The organism is Bradyrhizobium liaoningense (assembly GCF_018130955.1).
Lineage (GTDB): Bacteria > Pseudomonadota > Alphaproteobacteria > Rhizobiales > Xanthobacteraceae > Bradyrhizobium > Bradyrhizobium liaoningense_C.
On the sequence record NZ_JAFCJM010000011.1, the window covers coordinates 117,373 to 132,720 of the forward strand.

General features: G+C 64.4%; 8 protein-coding genes. 1 reads left to right on the plus strand and 7 read right to left on the minus strand.

The features are described from left to right. Nucleotides 1-23 precede the first annotated feature (23 nt). The 3 genes from JQ632_RS12140 to JQ632_RS12150 form a co-directional block, all read right to left on the minus strand. Nucleotides 24-8,363 (minus strand): cadherin-like domain-containing protein, encoded by an 8,340-nt coding sequence (locus JQ632_RS12140; protein ID WP_212402550.1) that lies wholly within the window; start codon nt 8,361-8,363, stop codon nt 24-26. Nucleotides 8,364-8,849: 486 nt separating this feature from the next. Beyond that, a complete protein-coding gene (locus JQ632_RS12145) occupies nt 8,850-9,476 on the minus strand; it encodes an alpha/beta hydrolase (RefSeq protein ID WP_212402551.1) in 627 nt (208 codons plus the stop codon). Further along, a complete protein-coding gene (locus JQ632_RS12150; RefSeq protein ID WP_212402552.1) occupies nt 9,473-10,411 on the minus strand; it encodes a ring-cleaving dioxygenase in 939 nt (312 codons plus the stop codon). The genes JQ632_RS12145 and JQ632_RS12150 overlap by 4 nt, the downstream gene beginning before the upstream one ends. A gap of 124 nt (nt 10,412-10,535) precedes the next feature. On the opposite strand from JQ632_RS12150, the gene JQ632_RS12155 reads away from it, so the two are divergent. Further along, entirely contained in the window at nt 10,536-11,432 is an 897-nt protein-coding gene (locus tag JQ632_RS12155) for a LysR family transcriptional regulator (protein ID WP_212402553.1), read from the plus strand. Between the two features lie 18 nt (nt 11,433-11,450). Here the strand turns inward: JQ632_RS12155 and JQ632_RS12160 are convergent, their stop codons facing one another. The 4 genes from JQ632_RS12160 to JQ632_RS12175 all read right to left on the minus strand — a co-directional run bounded on the left by JQ632_RS12160 (nt 11,451) and on the right by JQ632_RS12175 (nt 15,261). Then, complete coding sequence (locus JQ632_RS12160) at nt 11,451-12,683, minus strand: Zn-dependent hydrolase (RefSeq protein ID WP_212402554.1); 1,233 nt, start codon at nt 12,681-12,683, stop codon at nt 11,451-11,453. After that, a complete protein-coding gene (locus tag JQ632_RS12165; protein WP_212402555.1) occupies nt 12,676-13,461 on the minus strand; it encodes an ABC transporter ATP-binding protein in 786 nt (261 codons plus the stop codon). Before JQ632_RS12165 ends, JQ632_RS12160 begins: the two co-directional genes overlap by 8 nt. After that, on the minus strand, nt 13,458-14,231 hold the full coding sequence (locus JQ632_RS12170) for an ABC transporter permease (protein ID WP_212402600.1): 774 nt from the start codon (nt 14,229-14,231) through the stop codon (nt 13,458-13,460). The genes JQ632_RS12165 and JQ632_RS12170 overlap by 4 nt, the downstream gene beginning before the upstream one ends. A gap of 85 nt (nt 14,232-14,316) precedes the next feature. Next, nucleotides 14,317-15,261, minus strand: a complete 945-nt coding sequence (locus JQ632_RS12175) for an ABC transporter substrate-binding protein (RefSeq protein ID WP_212402601.1) — start codon at nt 15,259-15,261, stop codon at nt 14,317-14,319. Nucleotides 15,262-15,348 lie beyond the last annotated feature (87 nt).

Consider the following 15,348-nt stretch of genomic DNA (forward strand, 5'->3'; position numbering starts at 1 on the left):
AATTGACAACGAGAAAACCCGCCTCACGCAAAGCCGCCGCCCCCGCCGGCGGGCAGGATGAAGTCGTTGGCGCGGAGGCTGTTGATGGAGGTGTTCTTCAAAAGGATCGTGTCGACGTCGGGCCCGTTCACGTTGAGATCGATCAGCAGGTCGCCGTTCGACTGTTGCGTCGCGTGATCGGACAGCCATGCGGCAAAGCTCGCGGGATCGCCGGCGTCGAACGCGGCGTAATCGAGCTGGATGTGATCGGTGTCGGTGATGAAGTCCTGGATGGTGTCGTGGCCGATGCCGCCGGGGAGCTCCCGGAACACGAAGATGTCGTTGCCGCCGTTGCCGGTCAGGATGTTGTCGTGGCTGTCGCCGGCCAGGATGTCGTTGAATTGCGAGCCCATCAGATTGGCGATGTTGGCGAGCTTGTCGATGCCCGCGCCGCCGGTGTTCTGCGGGCCGCTGATCGCAAGATCGACCGTCACGCCTGATGGCGCGTGCTCGTAGCTTGCGGTGTCGCTGCCGCCGGGGTTCCCGATCAGGTTGTCGTCGCCGGGACCGCCTTCCAGAATGCCGTTGCCGTTTCCAGTCAGCGTGTCGTCGTAGCTCGAGCCGCGCAGGCCCTCGATGTTGAGGAACTGGTCGAACATGCCCGGGGCAACCAGCTGAATTCCCGTCAGATTGAGGTTGACGTTCACGGCCGTCGGCGCGTGCTCATAGCTCGCGGTATCGATCCCGCGGCTGCCGCCGTCCAGGATGTTGTGGCCCGCGCCGCCCTCCAGCACGTTGTTTTTGCCATCGCCAGTCAGGACATCGTCGAACGACGAGCCGCGCAGGTTCTCGATCGAGACATAGATGTCGCCGGCCGCCGCACCCGTGTTGTCGGCCGGATTGAGCAGGCTCGCCGTGACGCCGGCTCCGGCGGTGGCGTAGCTGACGGTATCCGAGCCGGGATCGTTCGGTCCGAACGGGCCGGCCATGCCGTTGAACGTGTCGGCGTGGTTGCCGGCGACGAACACATCCGCGCCGAGCTGCGGCCTGCCGTCGTGGTCCTGGCCGCCCGGGCTGCCGACATAGCTGAACATCGGCGAGGTCAGGTAGGAGGTAAGCGCCGCCTTGCCGGCCGCGCTGGTCTGGGCGTCGGCGCTTTGCGCCTGGTCGAGCGTGTTGAACAGCGTGGCAGCGTCGATCGACCAGCCGTTGGAGTTTGCCAGGATCTGGTCCTGAGTGGTCTGCGCAGGGTCGGCGCTGTCGAGGATGTCGATCTCGGTGACGAGGCCGCCGGTCACGTGATGGGTGATCGAATCGTAGGTGAAGCCGCTACCCACCATCTCGAAGGTGATGCCCTTTGCAGCATCGACGAGGAAGATGTGCTCGGAGGTCGAGGCGGAGGTCGCGATCGCGCTGGCGACGAGATCCGTCGCGACCGTCGAGAAGTCATAGCCGTCGGGCGTCTGCACGGTGACGGCGACGGACATCGGTGCGCCGGCGAACATGAACTCGCTCGCCACGAGATTGGCGAGCGCTGTATTTGCCAGCGTGATGGAATTGCCGGGGCTGAACGTGATGACGGTGTCAGGGCCGTTGGTCGAAACGAGTGCGAGCACGTCCGCCAGGCTGTAAACGCCCGGCACGCCGCGCAAGTCGATCCTGTCACCGTCGCCCGGGTTGAGGTCCGTAATGCGGTCGGCGCCGCCGCCGGCCGAATAGACGAAGATATCGGCGCCGGTGCCGCCGGTGAGCGTATCGTTGCTGGCCCGGCCATCGAGGACGTCGTTGCCACCGCGGCCGTCGAGCACATTGTTGCCGCCGTTGCCGGTGAGGACGTCGTTGAATTCCGAGCCGGTGATCGACCTGACACCGCTGATGATGGTGTCGTGTCCAACCGAGGCGTCACCATCGGCCGTACCGCTGCCGTTGACGCCCAACGTCACCACCACGCCGGCCGTGGCATGGTAGTAGGCCACGCGCGTATTGCCGTTGCCGGTGACGGTATCGTTGCCGGCCTGGCCTTCGAACTCGTTGAAGGCGCGGGCGGTATCGTTGACCGTGATGAAGCCGGCGCTTCCCGCGTTGGGATTGTCCGCGGTCGCAATCGTCGTGAACCCGCTCGCATCGTAGACGTCGGCGAAATCGGTGCCGCGGATCGCCTCGACCGAGAGCAGCGTGTCGGTCCCGGTCGTTGGTCCGCCCGTGACGATACCCTTGGCGAGCTGGACATTGATTCCGGTCCCGTCGAAGGCACCCTGGTAGACGGCCCGGTCAAAACCGCCACCACCGTCGATCAGGTCGTTGCCGCCGAGCCCTTCAAAATTCTCCGTCGACCCGCTCGGATTGTTCGCGCCATGGAAGACATCGTCGAAGAACGAGCCGCGGGCCCAGTTCACGCTCGAGAACGTGTCGTGACCGACCGAGGCGTCGCCGTCGGCGAAGCCGGTCGAGCCGCTGGCGGGGTTGGTCCAGCCGGTGAAGGTCACGGTGACGCCCGCCGTCGCGTGGTAGTAGGACAGGCGGGTCTGTCCGTTGCCAAAAATTTGATCGTCGCCGCCGCGTCCCTCGAATTCGTTGAACAGGCCGAATGTGTTGCTGGTGACAGTGCTGCCGGAATTGGTGCTGGCCGCGCCGAAGCCGTCGGGATTGTTCGGCGTCGGCCCGGCGTTGTAGAGATCGGCATAGTCGCTGCCGGTCACCATCTCGATCGACTTCAGCGTATCGGTGCCGGTCGAGGCGCCGACGACGAACCCGTCCGCGAGCTGAACGTTGATTGCCGCGCCGGCGTTACCGTAATAGGCGCGATCATAGCCAAACTCGCCTTCAAACGTGTCGTCGCCGCTATTACCGGTGAAGATATCGTTCAGGATCGACGCGCCAAACCCGTCCGCCCCGGCATTGCCGATGAAATTGAAGCTCCAGGTGCGCGTGAGGGTCTCGATCACGCTTTGGTCGCCATGGGCCGCGGCACTGACCGCGTTCATCCACTCGACGGCGGGGACGTAGAGATCGAAGCGCGAGAACGCGGGTTGCGGTGGCGTGCCATGTCCGGTCTCGACGATGGCGGTGATGATGCCGCCGGTCAGGTGCATCTCGCTGCCGGTGCCGGCATAGGTGAAGCCCGTGCCCGTGAAGGTGAAATCGCGGTTGGCGCCCTCGTTCTCGATCTTGAAGACGGTGTCGCTGGCGCCGTCCGCAATGGTTCCAAGACCCATCGCCGTGATCGGATTGTCCTGGTCGAAATCGAAGCCGCCGACCGTCTGCACCGAGAGCTGCGCATCGACGATGGTGACGCCGATCGTGGCAGGCGCGGTCGTGATGGTCCCGTCGGACAGCGTGGCCGTGAAATCGCCGGCGCCGACATAGGTGGGATCGTCGGTGACGAAGAAGACGGACCGCGCGTTGACCTCGGCCTGCGTGAAGCTCGTGATTGCAGGCCCCGTCAATGAATAGGCGAGGTGGCCGTGCAGCGCGCCGGTGACGGTGTAGAGGAGCTGCTCCGGCGTGTTGTCGGCGTCGATGCCGATGAGGTCCGCGGTCGAGGTGCCCGCGGCGAGGCCCCTCAGTGCCACGCCGCCGCCCTTCACGGTCAGCACGGCGAAATCGCCCGAGATCGATGGCGGCGCATCCGGCGGGGCCGGTGCGATCGGCGGCGAGCCGGCGCTGGTCACGCTCTCGGCATTACCCTGGCCATCGGTGTAGTGCACGACCACGTCGATGCTGTGGCCGACGTCGGCGCCGGTCAGCGTGTAGCTGTTGCCGGTTTGGAGGGCGATATCGACGCCGTCGCGTTGCCACTGATAGGCGAGCGTGCCGAGGCCGTCGGCATCCGCCAGCGTGGACGTATTCGCAGTCAGCACGTGAGGCGCCTGGAACGTGCCGTCGATGGAGACTGCACCGGTCGGGAGATCGTTGACAGGTGCGAGCGTGAGACTCGCAGTTGAGCTCGACGTGAGCGTTCCGTCTGAGGCCGTATAGCTGAAGCTGACCGGGCCGTTGTAGTTCGTCGCCGGCGTGTAGGTCCAGCTGCCATCGTCGTTGGGGACGAGATTGCCGCCGCCGCTCGTTACCGACAGGGCGGTGATCGACAGAGGGAACGGCCCGTCGACGTCGCTCACACCCGCAAGCAGGGCGGAGGCATGCACCGTGTAGGCGGTGTCTTCAGTGCCGGCGGCCAGCGTCACGGCGGAGGCGACCGGCGCATGGTCGCCGGTTTCGTTCAGCGTGACCGTGATGGTCTGGGTGACCGTCTTGTCGCCGTCGGTGATGACGACGTCGAAGGTTTCGGTTTTGGTATGCTCGGGGAGGGCGTCGAGCGCCGCGCGCACGGCGACGCGATCAGTTGTGTAGGTCCAGGCGAATTGTCCGGTACCGCTCTCCGAGGTGTCCGTCACCTTCGTGAAGTGCAGCGTTCCGAGCGCGTCGCCCGCGCCGGTATAGGTCACGCTCTGGATGGAGTGGACGTCATTCGGCTCGATGTCGGAGAAGTTGATGGTGCCGTTCGTCGTCAGCGAGGGCGGGCCGACCTCGCCGTTACGGACATCGAATTCATCCACGCCATTGACATGGGTGTTGCCCTCGGTCGTCGGCAATGCCAGCAGCGCCGAGACGTTGCCGGAGGCCGGCAGCTCGAAATAATGCGTGCCGTCGCCGGCCGAATAGCCGGCGCGGGCGGCCTGACCGCCGCTGACATCGCCGGTCGTCCACTGAATGCCGCCGTAGCGATAGACGATGTCGAAATTGCCGCCGCCTTCGTTCACCAGAACGACCTGGAACGAGTTCAGCCGGTCGGTGTGTGCGCTGTAATAGCCGACATGGTCCCAGGTGATGGTCATCACGCCATCGACGGGATCGAGGTCGTAATAGACGTGCCCGGCGCCGCGGGTGTCCACGTCGGCCCAGAACGGCGCGATGATCGGGTTGCCGAAGCCGGCATTGATCTGGCTCGGCGTGAAGGTGGAGTTCGGCCCGTTGAAGGTGATGTTGCCGTTGTTGTTGACGTAGAGCGACGTGTAGCTGTGGCCGAAGAAGTTGATACCGGCGGAGCCGAACACCGAGGTGATGTCGATCGCGCCGGACGAGTTGTCGTCGCCTGCTGATAGTGCCAGCGTGCCGTAGCCGGAGTGGCCGTTCAGCCCGCTGATCAGCCCGGAGCCGGCGTTGAGGATCAGGTCCGCGCCTGCGGTGTGGCTGCCGCTTCCGCCCGACGTGACGGGAACGTCGACCGTTCCGGCGACGACGGAGCCGCCGGCAATCGTCGGTGCGTCGTTCACCGGCGCAAGGTTCAGGCTCGCCGTCGCGCTCGAGACCAGCGTACCGTCGGCCGCCGTATAGTTGAAGCTGACCGGGCCGTTGTAATTGGCCGCCGGCGTGTACGTCCAGGTGCCGTCGTGATTGTCGACCAGCGCGCCGCCGCCGCTGGCGATGCTGAGCGCCGTTATCGACAGCGGGAACGGTCCGTCGGGATCGTTCACGCCGGCGAGAAGATCGGATGCGCTGATGGTGTAGGGCGTATCCTCGGCGCCCTGCGCCAGCGTCACCGGCCCCGCGACCGGAGGCTGATCGACGGCGGAGATATTAAGGCTTGCGGTCGAGCTCGCGCTCAGAGTTCCGTCGGATGCGGTATAGTTGAAGCTGACAGGGCCGCTGTAATTCTCGGCCGGCGTATAGGTCCAGGTCCTGTCGTCATTGTGGACGAGGCTGCCGCCACCGCTCGCGATGCTCAGCGCGGTGATCACGAGCGGGAACGGGCCGTCGATGTCGGTAACGCCGGCCAACAGCTTGCCGGCCGTGATCGTGGTGGGCGTGTTCTCATCGCTCTGCGCCAGCGTGACCGGATGGGCGATTGGCGCGGCGTCGGTCGGCGTGATCGTGGGCTGGACGCCATCATGCACGGTCACGAACACCGGAATGGTCAGTGTGCCGTTGTCGGCCGACAGTTTTATGATGAATTCCTGGGTGGCGTCCTCGCCGTAGGCGAGGCCCGCGAAGTCGCTCTTGGCTTCGCTGAAGGTCCAGTTGATATGACCCGCTGCATCGAAGGTCGCGCTGAAGTTCGGCGTCGGATTGCCGAACTTGTCGGTGATGCTCATCCCGACGCCGGTGAAATCGCCGGTCAGCGTGATCGTGCCGTGCGCCGTGAGGACATCAGGGGAATTCACCGTTTCCAGGATGATCGCGCTCTTGCCTGACGTCGGGTCGGCAAAGAAGATCTGGCTGGCGCTGCCGAACGCCACATACTGGCCGCCGGCGCTGATCGCCACGCCGCCATTGCTGGCCGCGGCATTGCCCTCGGAAACCAGCTTGTACTGCGGCGCGGCCGGGTTGGTGACGTCGACAACATAGATGTCGGCAAACGCATTGTTGTCGGCCGACGTCACATGCGCATCGCTCGTGAAGGCGATGAAATGCCCGTCGGGACTGAGCACGGGATAGTAGCTGCCGCCTGACGCATTCGCAGTGTGGAAAACCACATGGCCCGTGTTGAGGTCGAAGAGATAGACCTCGGAATGGCCGCTCGCGTCCGTCGCTGCGTAGGCGATCAGATGGCCGTCGGCGCTGACGGAGGCGGCGCTCGTCCCCGCGCCGCCCGAGGTGCTGGCGATCTCGGTGAGGGTGCCGGTTGAGGCGTTGAAGACATAGAGATGGCCCGCGCCGCCAGGCGCGCCGGAATCCGAGCTCCAGAATGTGATGACATGACCGTCGGCGCTGATCGCGGGCCGCCACAGCGTGACCCCGCCGCCGACGGCCTGCGGCGTGATTGTTCCCTTCAGCGTTCCCTGCAGATCGTAGATCGCGATGTTGCCGCCGCCCTGCTCGACGACGATGGTGCTGCCGTCGCCGCTGACCGCGGCAGAGCCGCCCTGCGCGATCAGGGTCGGGGTGTGATAATGCGCGGCATCGGTGGGGTCGGTGCCGTAAACGAAGACGTAGCTGCTGCCGCCGCCCTGCGATCCCTGATAGACGATGTAGCGGCTGTCCATGCTGATCGTCGGGGAGCCGTAGGTCCAGCCGTTGGCGGGTGAGGCCACCGTCAGCGTGGTCTGCGTCACGTGGTCGTAGAAATAGATCGCGCCGTCGGGGTCGTAGACCACATCGCCGCTGGCGCTCATCACCGGACCGAAATGATCTCCTGCTCCCGAGGTGATGGGGGACAGCGCCGGAGGGGTCACCACGAAGGGAATCGCGGACACGACCTTGGTCTGGATGATGACGGGATCGGCCGGGGTGGTCGTGGAGCCGGACGTCCCGCCCGACGCGGGTGGCGTGTTGTTGATCACGACCTGGGTCGGAGTCCCGCTGCTCGCATTCTGCGTGGTCGTCGAACCGGTGGGCGGATGATACTCGGTCCCGGGAGGATTGAGCGGCGGGCTTCCCGCGAACTTTGTCGTGGTGTTCGGGCTGGGATTGTTGCCGTTGCCGCCGGTGTTCTCGGTGTGCTGCGGCAGGTTCGGAAAGATCTGCTTGCCGACATCGTAGGTGTTGAGCACCTGCTGGAACGCGGCGAATTCCTGCGCGACCTGCGCGGGCGTCTTGTTGCTCTCCTGGGCGATCACGTCGAAGGTCGCGGTCGGCGTCAGCGTCAGCGAGTTGCCGTTGCTCGTCACCGTGCCGATCAGCACGCCCGCGGCGTTGAAGACCTGCACCGCGTGGACCTGGCCGTCCTGCTGATCGACGACGGAGATCGATACCTTGCCGTCGGTCGAGTTGATGTCGAGGATAACGGCGGTGCCGCGAATGCCCATGGTCGCAACGGGCGTTGCAACCTTCATGTCGCCGCTCTTGGCCACCTGGCCGGCAACGAAGCTCGCCGCACCCTGCACCAGCGTGAGCAGTGCGCTGTTCGAGGTGCTGGACGCATCGTAGGTCAGTTCGTTCAGCATGAACCGCGAATTGGCGGACAGGTTGAACGCGGTGCCATCCTCGAGCACGAGGCCGAGCGTCGAGTTGCTTCCGGTCTGGACGAGGTCGTTCTGATAGATGACGTCGCCATTGTTGACGACGATGGCGACGCCGTTGCGCACGATGCTGGCGCTGCCGGTCATCTTCACAACATGGCCGACCACCTTGCCGGCGGATGCGGCTGGATCGGTCGCCTGTGCGTAAGCGGTGTGTCCGGTGTAGGCCTCGATCACCTTCGGATCGAGCGGCGCGCCCTCGGGTGACACCAGCGCCGGATGCTTGGTGCCCGCGAAATAATTCGGCACCGTGAAACGGTGATGCTCGTCGGAGATGATGAGATCGCGTCCGGCGCGCGCATACTCTCCCGAGAACAGGAGATGCGCATCCGGCACGATGACGGCATGACCAGCGTCGTGCCCCGAGGAAAATGTCTCTGGGTGAGAAGACGACAGGTTGAATGAATCGCCAAAGGCTCTATTCAACGCCCCACCATCAAAAAATTAAAAATACGTAAATATCTGCGACGCTATCATCGGAATGGGCCGGCCGGAAGCGCAATGAAATGACGAGAAACATCCTGTCATGGCGGGATGCTGGGCCTCATGACCGGCGCCGAAGTAGTTCGGCAAGTACAACCAAGTCTACTTGGAGTAGAGCGTGCCCAGTCCTTCATCGTCCCTGTAGTTTGCAGGTTTTTCCCGATGCTTTCAGGCGCGATCATCTGCCGTTCGACAGTGCGGGGCCGTAAGTTGGTTCTGCTCTCCGCGCCGGGCGGAGGTCAGGCAAAGCAACGCTGCCGCGCCGCAGCGTTGAATCCGGGTGCATTCACCAACGCAAAAAGTAGGGTGCAGGACGACAAATCGCTGTCTTTAACGACATCAGCGCAAGGTGCGCAGCGCGCACCGGTGGGTTGTGGCGGTCGCCTGTTACCAGGGCGGCGCATCCGACGTTGCGCCGCCCTGCGCCGGTCACGCAGCGCGTGCCTCGATGCCGCTGGCCCAATCGCGCGCCAGCATCACGTCGGCTTGCGAGAGCTGGTGGCCGGCCGGCAGGATCTTGTGGTCGACTTCGGCTCCTGCGTCCGACAGCAGCGCGGCGAGCCTTGCCGAGTTGTGCGCAGGCACGATCGGGTCGGCTTGCCCTGACAGCAGCAGGACCTGTTTGCCGTCGAGCTTCGCGCGCGGCGGATCCGAAAGCGGCACCATCGCGCGAAGCAGGATGGCGCCTGCGAGCGCATCCGGCTTCATCAGCAGAAGCGCTGCTGCGATGTTCGCACCATTGGAGAAGCCGACGGCGATCGGCGCCGCGATGCCATGGCGCTGCCGCGCATCCACGACGAAGCTGCCCAGCTCCAGCGCGCGCTTGCGCACGTCGTCCTCATCGAAGACGCCTTCGGCGAGCCGGCGAAAGAAGCGCGGCATGCCGTGCTCGAGCACGCGTCCGCGTGGCGAGAGGAGCGCCGAGCCGGGAGAGATCATGCCGCCGAGCGGCAGCAGATCGTTCTCGTCGCCGCCGGTGCCGTGCAGCAGCAGCAGGGGCGGTGCTTCGGGCCTGTTTCCAGGCTCGAAGCGATAAATGAAGGACGTCTCGATCATGACGCGGTCTCTTCCAGATTGGGTAACACGCCCTCGATCTGCTTGCGGTGCGGCTCGAGGAAGCCGGGCAGCTTCAGGTCGCGGCCGAGCGTTGCCACGGGCTCGTCGACGGCGAAGCCCGGGATGTCGGTTGCGATCTCGAACAGCACGCCGCCGGGCTCGCGGAAGTAGATCGAGCGGAAATAGTTGCGGTCACGCTGCTCGGTCGGCCGCATGTCATGCCTGTCGATGAGCTTCTGCGCCATCGCACCCTGTTCGGTGTCGTCGGCCGCGCGGAATGCGATGTGATGCACGGAGCCGCCGCCCTGATGCCCGCGCAGGAACCCCTTGGCCTCATAGATGTCGACGACGCTGCCTTGCACATCGCCCGGCGCCCTGAAGCGGATGACGGAGCCTTCGCGCGCGATCTCCTTGAAGCCGAGCACGTCGGTCAGGATCGCACCTGTCTTCGCAGCATCGTCAAGCAGCAGGGTGACGCCGTGGAAGCCGCGGATCGCGTGCTCGGCCGGCACCTCGCCACTGCTCCAGGTCGGCTCGTTCTCCGCACCGGCCACGCCGACGAGCGCCAGCGCCATGCCGTCGGGATCGGTGAACGGCAGCACGGATTCGCCAAAACGCTTTTCGAGCGCCTCGTAGCGGATGCCCTTTTCGATGAAGCGCTGCGTCCAGTAGCCGAGCGAACGCTGCGGCACGCGGAACGCGGTTTGATGCGTCTCGCCAACGCCGCGCCGTCCGGCCGGCACGCCCTGCCAGGGGAAGAAGGTCAAGATCGTGCCGGGGCGGCCGGTCTCGTCGCCGTAATAGAAGTGATAGGTGGCGGGGTCGTCGAAATTGACGGTCTTCTTGACGAAGCGCAGGCCGAGATCGCGGGTGTAAAAGCCAAAATTGCGGATCGGGTCGCCGGCGATCGCCGTGACGTGATGAAGTCCTGACATCTCATCCTCCAAGCTTGGGGAGCAGTTTCGCTCTGGCAGGAAATATCGTGCAGCTTTGTTTTGGCGACAATCCGTGCTTCCATGACGGCTATGTCTACGATTTGGAAACAATCGGAGGGTCGGCGTGGATAAGCTCGCGAGCCTCCGGGCCTTCGTGAAAGTGGTCGACAGCGGCAGCTTCGCCGAGGCCGGCCGGCAATTGCGGCTGTCGCGCTCGGCGATCTCAAAATACATCGCCGACCTCGAGGAGAGCCTCGGCGTGCAACTGCTCAACCGCACCACGCGGCATGCGAGCCCGACCGAGAGCGGCCAGCACTATTACGAGCGCGCGCTGGTCATTCTCGGCGAGATCGAGGCGGCCGACCAGGCGGTGACGCAGTCGCAGTCCGCGCCGCGCGGGCTGCTCCGCGTCAATGCACCGATGTCGTTCGGCACGATGCGGCTGGGACCCGTGCTCGCCGACTTCATGGCGAAATATCCGGAACTGCAGCTTCAGCTCGTGCTCAGCGACGATTTGCTCGATCCGGTGCAGGACGGCTTTGACGTGACGCTGCGCATTGCCGAGCTCGAATCCTCCAGCCTGATCGCGCGAAAAATCATGCCGATCGAGCGGCTGATCTGTGCCTCGCCGGATTATATCAAGCGTCACGGCACGCCGGCCCATCCGCAGGATCTGCGCACGCATGTGTCGTTGACCTATGGCTTCCTGCTCACCGGCAACCAGTGGAAGTTGACCGGCGCTGACGGCGTGCATTGGATTCAGCCCACCTGGTCGCTCTGCGTCAACAATGCAGAGGTGTTGCGCGACGTCGCGATCAAGGGCAGGGGGCTGGCGTTGCTTCCGACCTTCATCGCGGAGGAGGCGCTGAAGCGCGGAGAGCTGCAGCCGGTGCTCGAAAAATACGCGGCGCCGCCGCTCGCGCTCTACGCCGTCTATCCGCCGACGCGGCACCTCTCGGTCAAGGTGCGCCTGTTCATCGATTTTCTGGTCGAGCGTTTTGGTCGCGACGGCGGTGCCTGATTGTCAGTGCTACTAAGTCTATCCCGCCAGGATGCGCCGGCAGGCATCGACGAACACCTTTGCGCCGGTGACGATGTCGGCGTCATCAGTGTTTTCGGTCCAGTGATGACTGATGCCGCCGATCGACGGCACGAACAGCATCCCCGCGGGCATGATCGTCGCCAGCATCTGGGCGTCGTGGCCGGCGCCGCTCGGCATGCGCAGCGAACGGCTGCCGGCGAGCGCGGCGCTCGCGGCCTCGATTGCGGCCTGAAACCCTTCGTCCATCATCGCGGGCGCGCCGGTGCGGAGGTTTTCGAGCGTCGCGCTGCACGGACCCTGCGCGTTGACCTCATCGACCATGGTTCGCAGCAGATCCTCCAGCCGCGCGATCACGGCAGGATCGTCGTCGCGAATCTGGAACAGCATCTCGGCACCGCCGGGAATGATACTGGGCGCACCGGGATCGAGGATGATACGGCCGGTGGTCCACACCGTGCGCGGACCGCAAACTCCCGGGAAACGTTCGTCAATCGCGACACAGAACTTTGCCAGCGCAAGGCCGGCATCCTTGCGCGCGGCCATGCGCGTCGTGCCGGCATGGTTTTGCTCGCCCACAAAGTTCAGCCGGTACTGCCAGATGCCGACGATGGACGTGACGACGCCGATCGCAAGGCCGCGGCTCTCCAGCGTGTCGCCCTGCTCGATATGTGCTTCGAGATAGCCGACATGGCGCCCAGGCTCGGCGGATGCGCGGGGCCGTCCCGCGAGCCCGATATCGCGGAGTGCGTCGCGCATAGTCCGCCCGCTGGTGCGATCGCGTGCAGCGTCGACATCGGCTTCAGTTACAAGGCCGACATAGGAGCGGCTGCCGAGGAAGTGGCCAAAATGTCCTTCCTCGTCGCACCATGAGGCAACTTCGACGGCGCCGTGCGCCTTCGGATCAGGGTTGATGACGCGCGCCGCTTCAAGCGCATAGACCACGCCGAGCGGGCCATCGAGCCAACCGGCATAATTCTGGCTCTCCAGATGCGAGCCCGCGAGCAGCTTTGGACCCGCCCTCGTGCTGGTGCCGAGTACGTTGCCAATGCCGTCGATTGTGGCGGTCAGCCCGGCGTCGGGAAGTTTTGCGGCAAGCCATTCCAGCGAACGGACATGCGGTTCCGAAAATGTCGGCTTGTGCACGCCGGTCTTATAGGCGCCGATCGCGCGCAGCGCGTTGAGATCGGCGAGCACCCGCGCGCCATTCACCTCGAATCGATCGTCAGGCATGGGCAGCGACCTTCAAAGCCTCGGTGCGGATTTCCTCGACCAGCCGCTCCTTCAGCGCGGTGAATTCCGGCGTGGTCTTGATCTTGTAGGAGCGCGGATGCGGCAGGTCGATGGCGATGTCGGCCTTGATGCGGCCGGGCCGCGCGCTCATCACCACGACGCGGCTGCCGAGGAAGATCGCTTCCTCGATGTCGTGGGTGACGAACAGCACCGTCTTCTGGTCGCGCTCCCAGATGCCGAGCAGCATTTCCTGCATCAGCGCACGGGTCTGGTTGTCGAGTGCGCCGAAGGGCTCGTCGAGCAGGAGGATTTTTGGATCGTTGGCGAGCGCGCGCGCGATCGCGGTGCGCTGCTGCATGCCGCCGGAGAGTTGTTTTGCCCAATGGTTCTCGAAGCCGGTGAGGCCGACCTGCTTGATCAAGCCGTCGGCGACCTTGTGGCGCTCGGCTTGCGAGACTCCGCGTTCGCGCAGGCCGAAGGCGATGTTCTCGCGCACGGTGAGCCAGGGAAACAGGGTGTAGGACTGGAATACCATGCCGCGATCCGCACCGGGGCCCGTCACCTCGCGCCCGTCGAGCGTCACGCGTCCGCTGGTCGGACGGTCAAGGCCGGCGACGATGCGCAGCAGTGTGGACTTACCGCAGCCTGACGGTCCCAAGATCGTGACAAAGTCGTTGTCGCCGACGTCGAGATTGGTCGGCTCCAGCGCGCGCGTCGGCGCGTGGCCGCCGCGGGCAGGGAAGGTCCGGGAGACCTGGTCTATCCTCAGCTTCGTCATGCGAGCTTCCACGGAAACAGCCAGGCGTTGAACGCCTTGAACAGGAAGTCCGAGATCAGGCCGATCAACCCGATGACGATGATGCCAAAAATGATCTGGCCGGTGTTGAGCAGCGCCTGGCTGTCGGTGATCATATGGCCGATGCCGGAGGACGATCCGATCAACTCGGCGACGATGACATAGGTCCAGGCCCAGCCGAGTACGAGGCGAAGGATTTCGGCGATCTCAGGCGCGGAGGAGGGCAGCAGCACGCGGCGGATGATGCCGTCGTCGCTGGCGCCGAGCGTATAGGCTGCTTCAACGAGGTCGCGCCGTGTGCTGCCGACGGTGACGGCGATCATCAGGATGATCTGGAACACCGAGCCGATGAAGATGACGAGCAGCTTTTGCAGCTCGCCGATGCCGGCCCACAGGATCAGCAGCGGGATGAAAGCCGAGGCCGGCAGATAGCGTGCAAAGGACACGAAAGGTTCGAGGAAGGCCTCGATCGGCTTGTAGGCGCCCATCAATACGCCAATGGGTACCGCGATGATCGCCGCCAGCACAAAACCGCCGACCACGCGCCAGATCGTCATGCCGATGTCGAACAGGAAGCCGTGCCGGGTGAGAAGCTCAAAACCCTCCTGGACCATGGTGAGGGGATTGGCGAGAAACGTTTTTGAGACGTAGCCGCCAAAGGTCGCCCACGACCAAAGGGCCACGAAGAGAACGAAGAACGCGAGGCCATAGGCCGCGCGTTGTCTAGAGGTGACGGGATCCAGGGGGCGTATCACGGGGGAGGTTCCGGTAGCGTGGATCGATCGCGCGCAAGTCCCGCTTCACGGCGTGTGAAGCGGGACGAAGGCGCGGCTGATGTTACTTGATGAAACTGGCGTCGAAGAGGTCCTCGACCTTCGGCGCTGATTTGATGATGCCGATCTCGAGCAGGAGGTCGGCGGCTTCCTTGTTGAAGGTCAGGAACTCGCTGGCGAAGAACTTCTGGTTGGCGGCCTTGTCCTGCCAGCGCAGATATTTCGCCGAGTTGCCGAACTGCTCGCCGGTCTGCTTCACGTCCGCGCCCATGATCTCATAGGACTTGGCCTGATCCTTGGCGATCATGGCGAGCGCCTCGAAGTAGCTGTTGGCGAGCGCCTGCGCGGCCTTCGGGTTCTCGCTCAGGAATTTCGGCGTGCAGCCAAACGTGTCCATCACCATGGGATAGTCGAGCGTGGTGGCGATGATCTTGCCCTTGTCGGGAGCGGCACGCACTGTCGAGAGATAGGGCTCATAGGTCATCGCGGCGTCGTTCTGGCCTGAGACAAATGCCTGCGCGGCCGCGGCCGGCTCGAGGTTCACGACGGTCACGTCTTTCACCGTGAGCCCGTTCTTCTTCAGCATCCAGGCGAGCGCGAAATAGGGCGAGGTGCCCGGCGCTGATGCCGCGACCGTCTTGCCCTTGAGGTCCTTGATTGCGGCGACGTCGTTCCGTACCGCCATGCCGTCGGCGCCAAAGCTCTTGTCGAGCTGGAAAATCTGCTTGGTCGCAACGCCGTTGGCGTTCCAGGAAATCCAGGTCTCGACCGTCGTCGCCGCGCACTGGATGTCGCCGGAAGCGATGGCGAGGTGGCGATCCTTCTGCGGGATCTTCTTGATGGAAACGTCGAGCCCGTTCTTCTTGAAGATGCCGGCCTGGTTCGCCAGCGTCAGTGGCGCAAAGCCGGTCCAGCCGGAAATGCCGATGCCGACCTTGACGTCGTCGGCGAGCGCCGGGGCGGATACCGCAAGTGCAATGATTGTCGCAACGACTTTTGAACTACGCATGATGATGGTCCCCTTGCCGAACTCTGGTTTGCCGTCCTGTTGGTCTTTCATTTCCGTGCCAGCGAACGTCTGCGCCGCTGTTGCATG

Bases quoted from the DNA above. Each gene is read 5' to 3' on its own strand.
- JQ632_RS12145 (WP_212402551.1), bottom strand. From the start codon at position 9,476: ATGATCGAGACGTCCTTCATTTATCGCTTCGAGCCTGGAAACAGGCCC.
- JQ632_RS12150 (WP_212402552.1), bottom strand. From the start codon at position 10,411: ATGTCAGGACTTCATCACGTCACGGCGATCGCCGGCGACCCGATCCGC.
- JQ632_RS12160 (WP_212402554.1), bottom strand. From the start codon at position 12,683: ATGCCTGACGATCGATTCGAGGTGAATGGCGCGCGGGTGCTCGCCGAT.
- JQ632_RS12165 (WP_212402555.1), bottom strand. From the start codon at position 13,461: ATGACGAAGCTGAGGATAGACCAGGTCTCCCGGACCTTCCCTGCCCGC.
- JQ632_RS12175 (WP_212402601.1), bottom strand. From the start codon at position 15,261: ATGCGTAGTTCAAAAGTCGTTGCGACAATCATTGCACTTGCGGTATCC.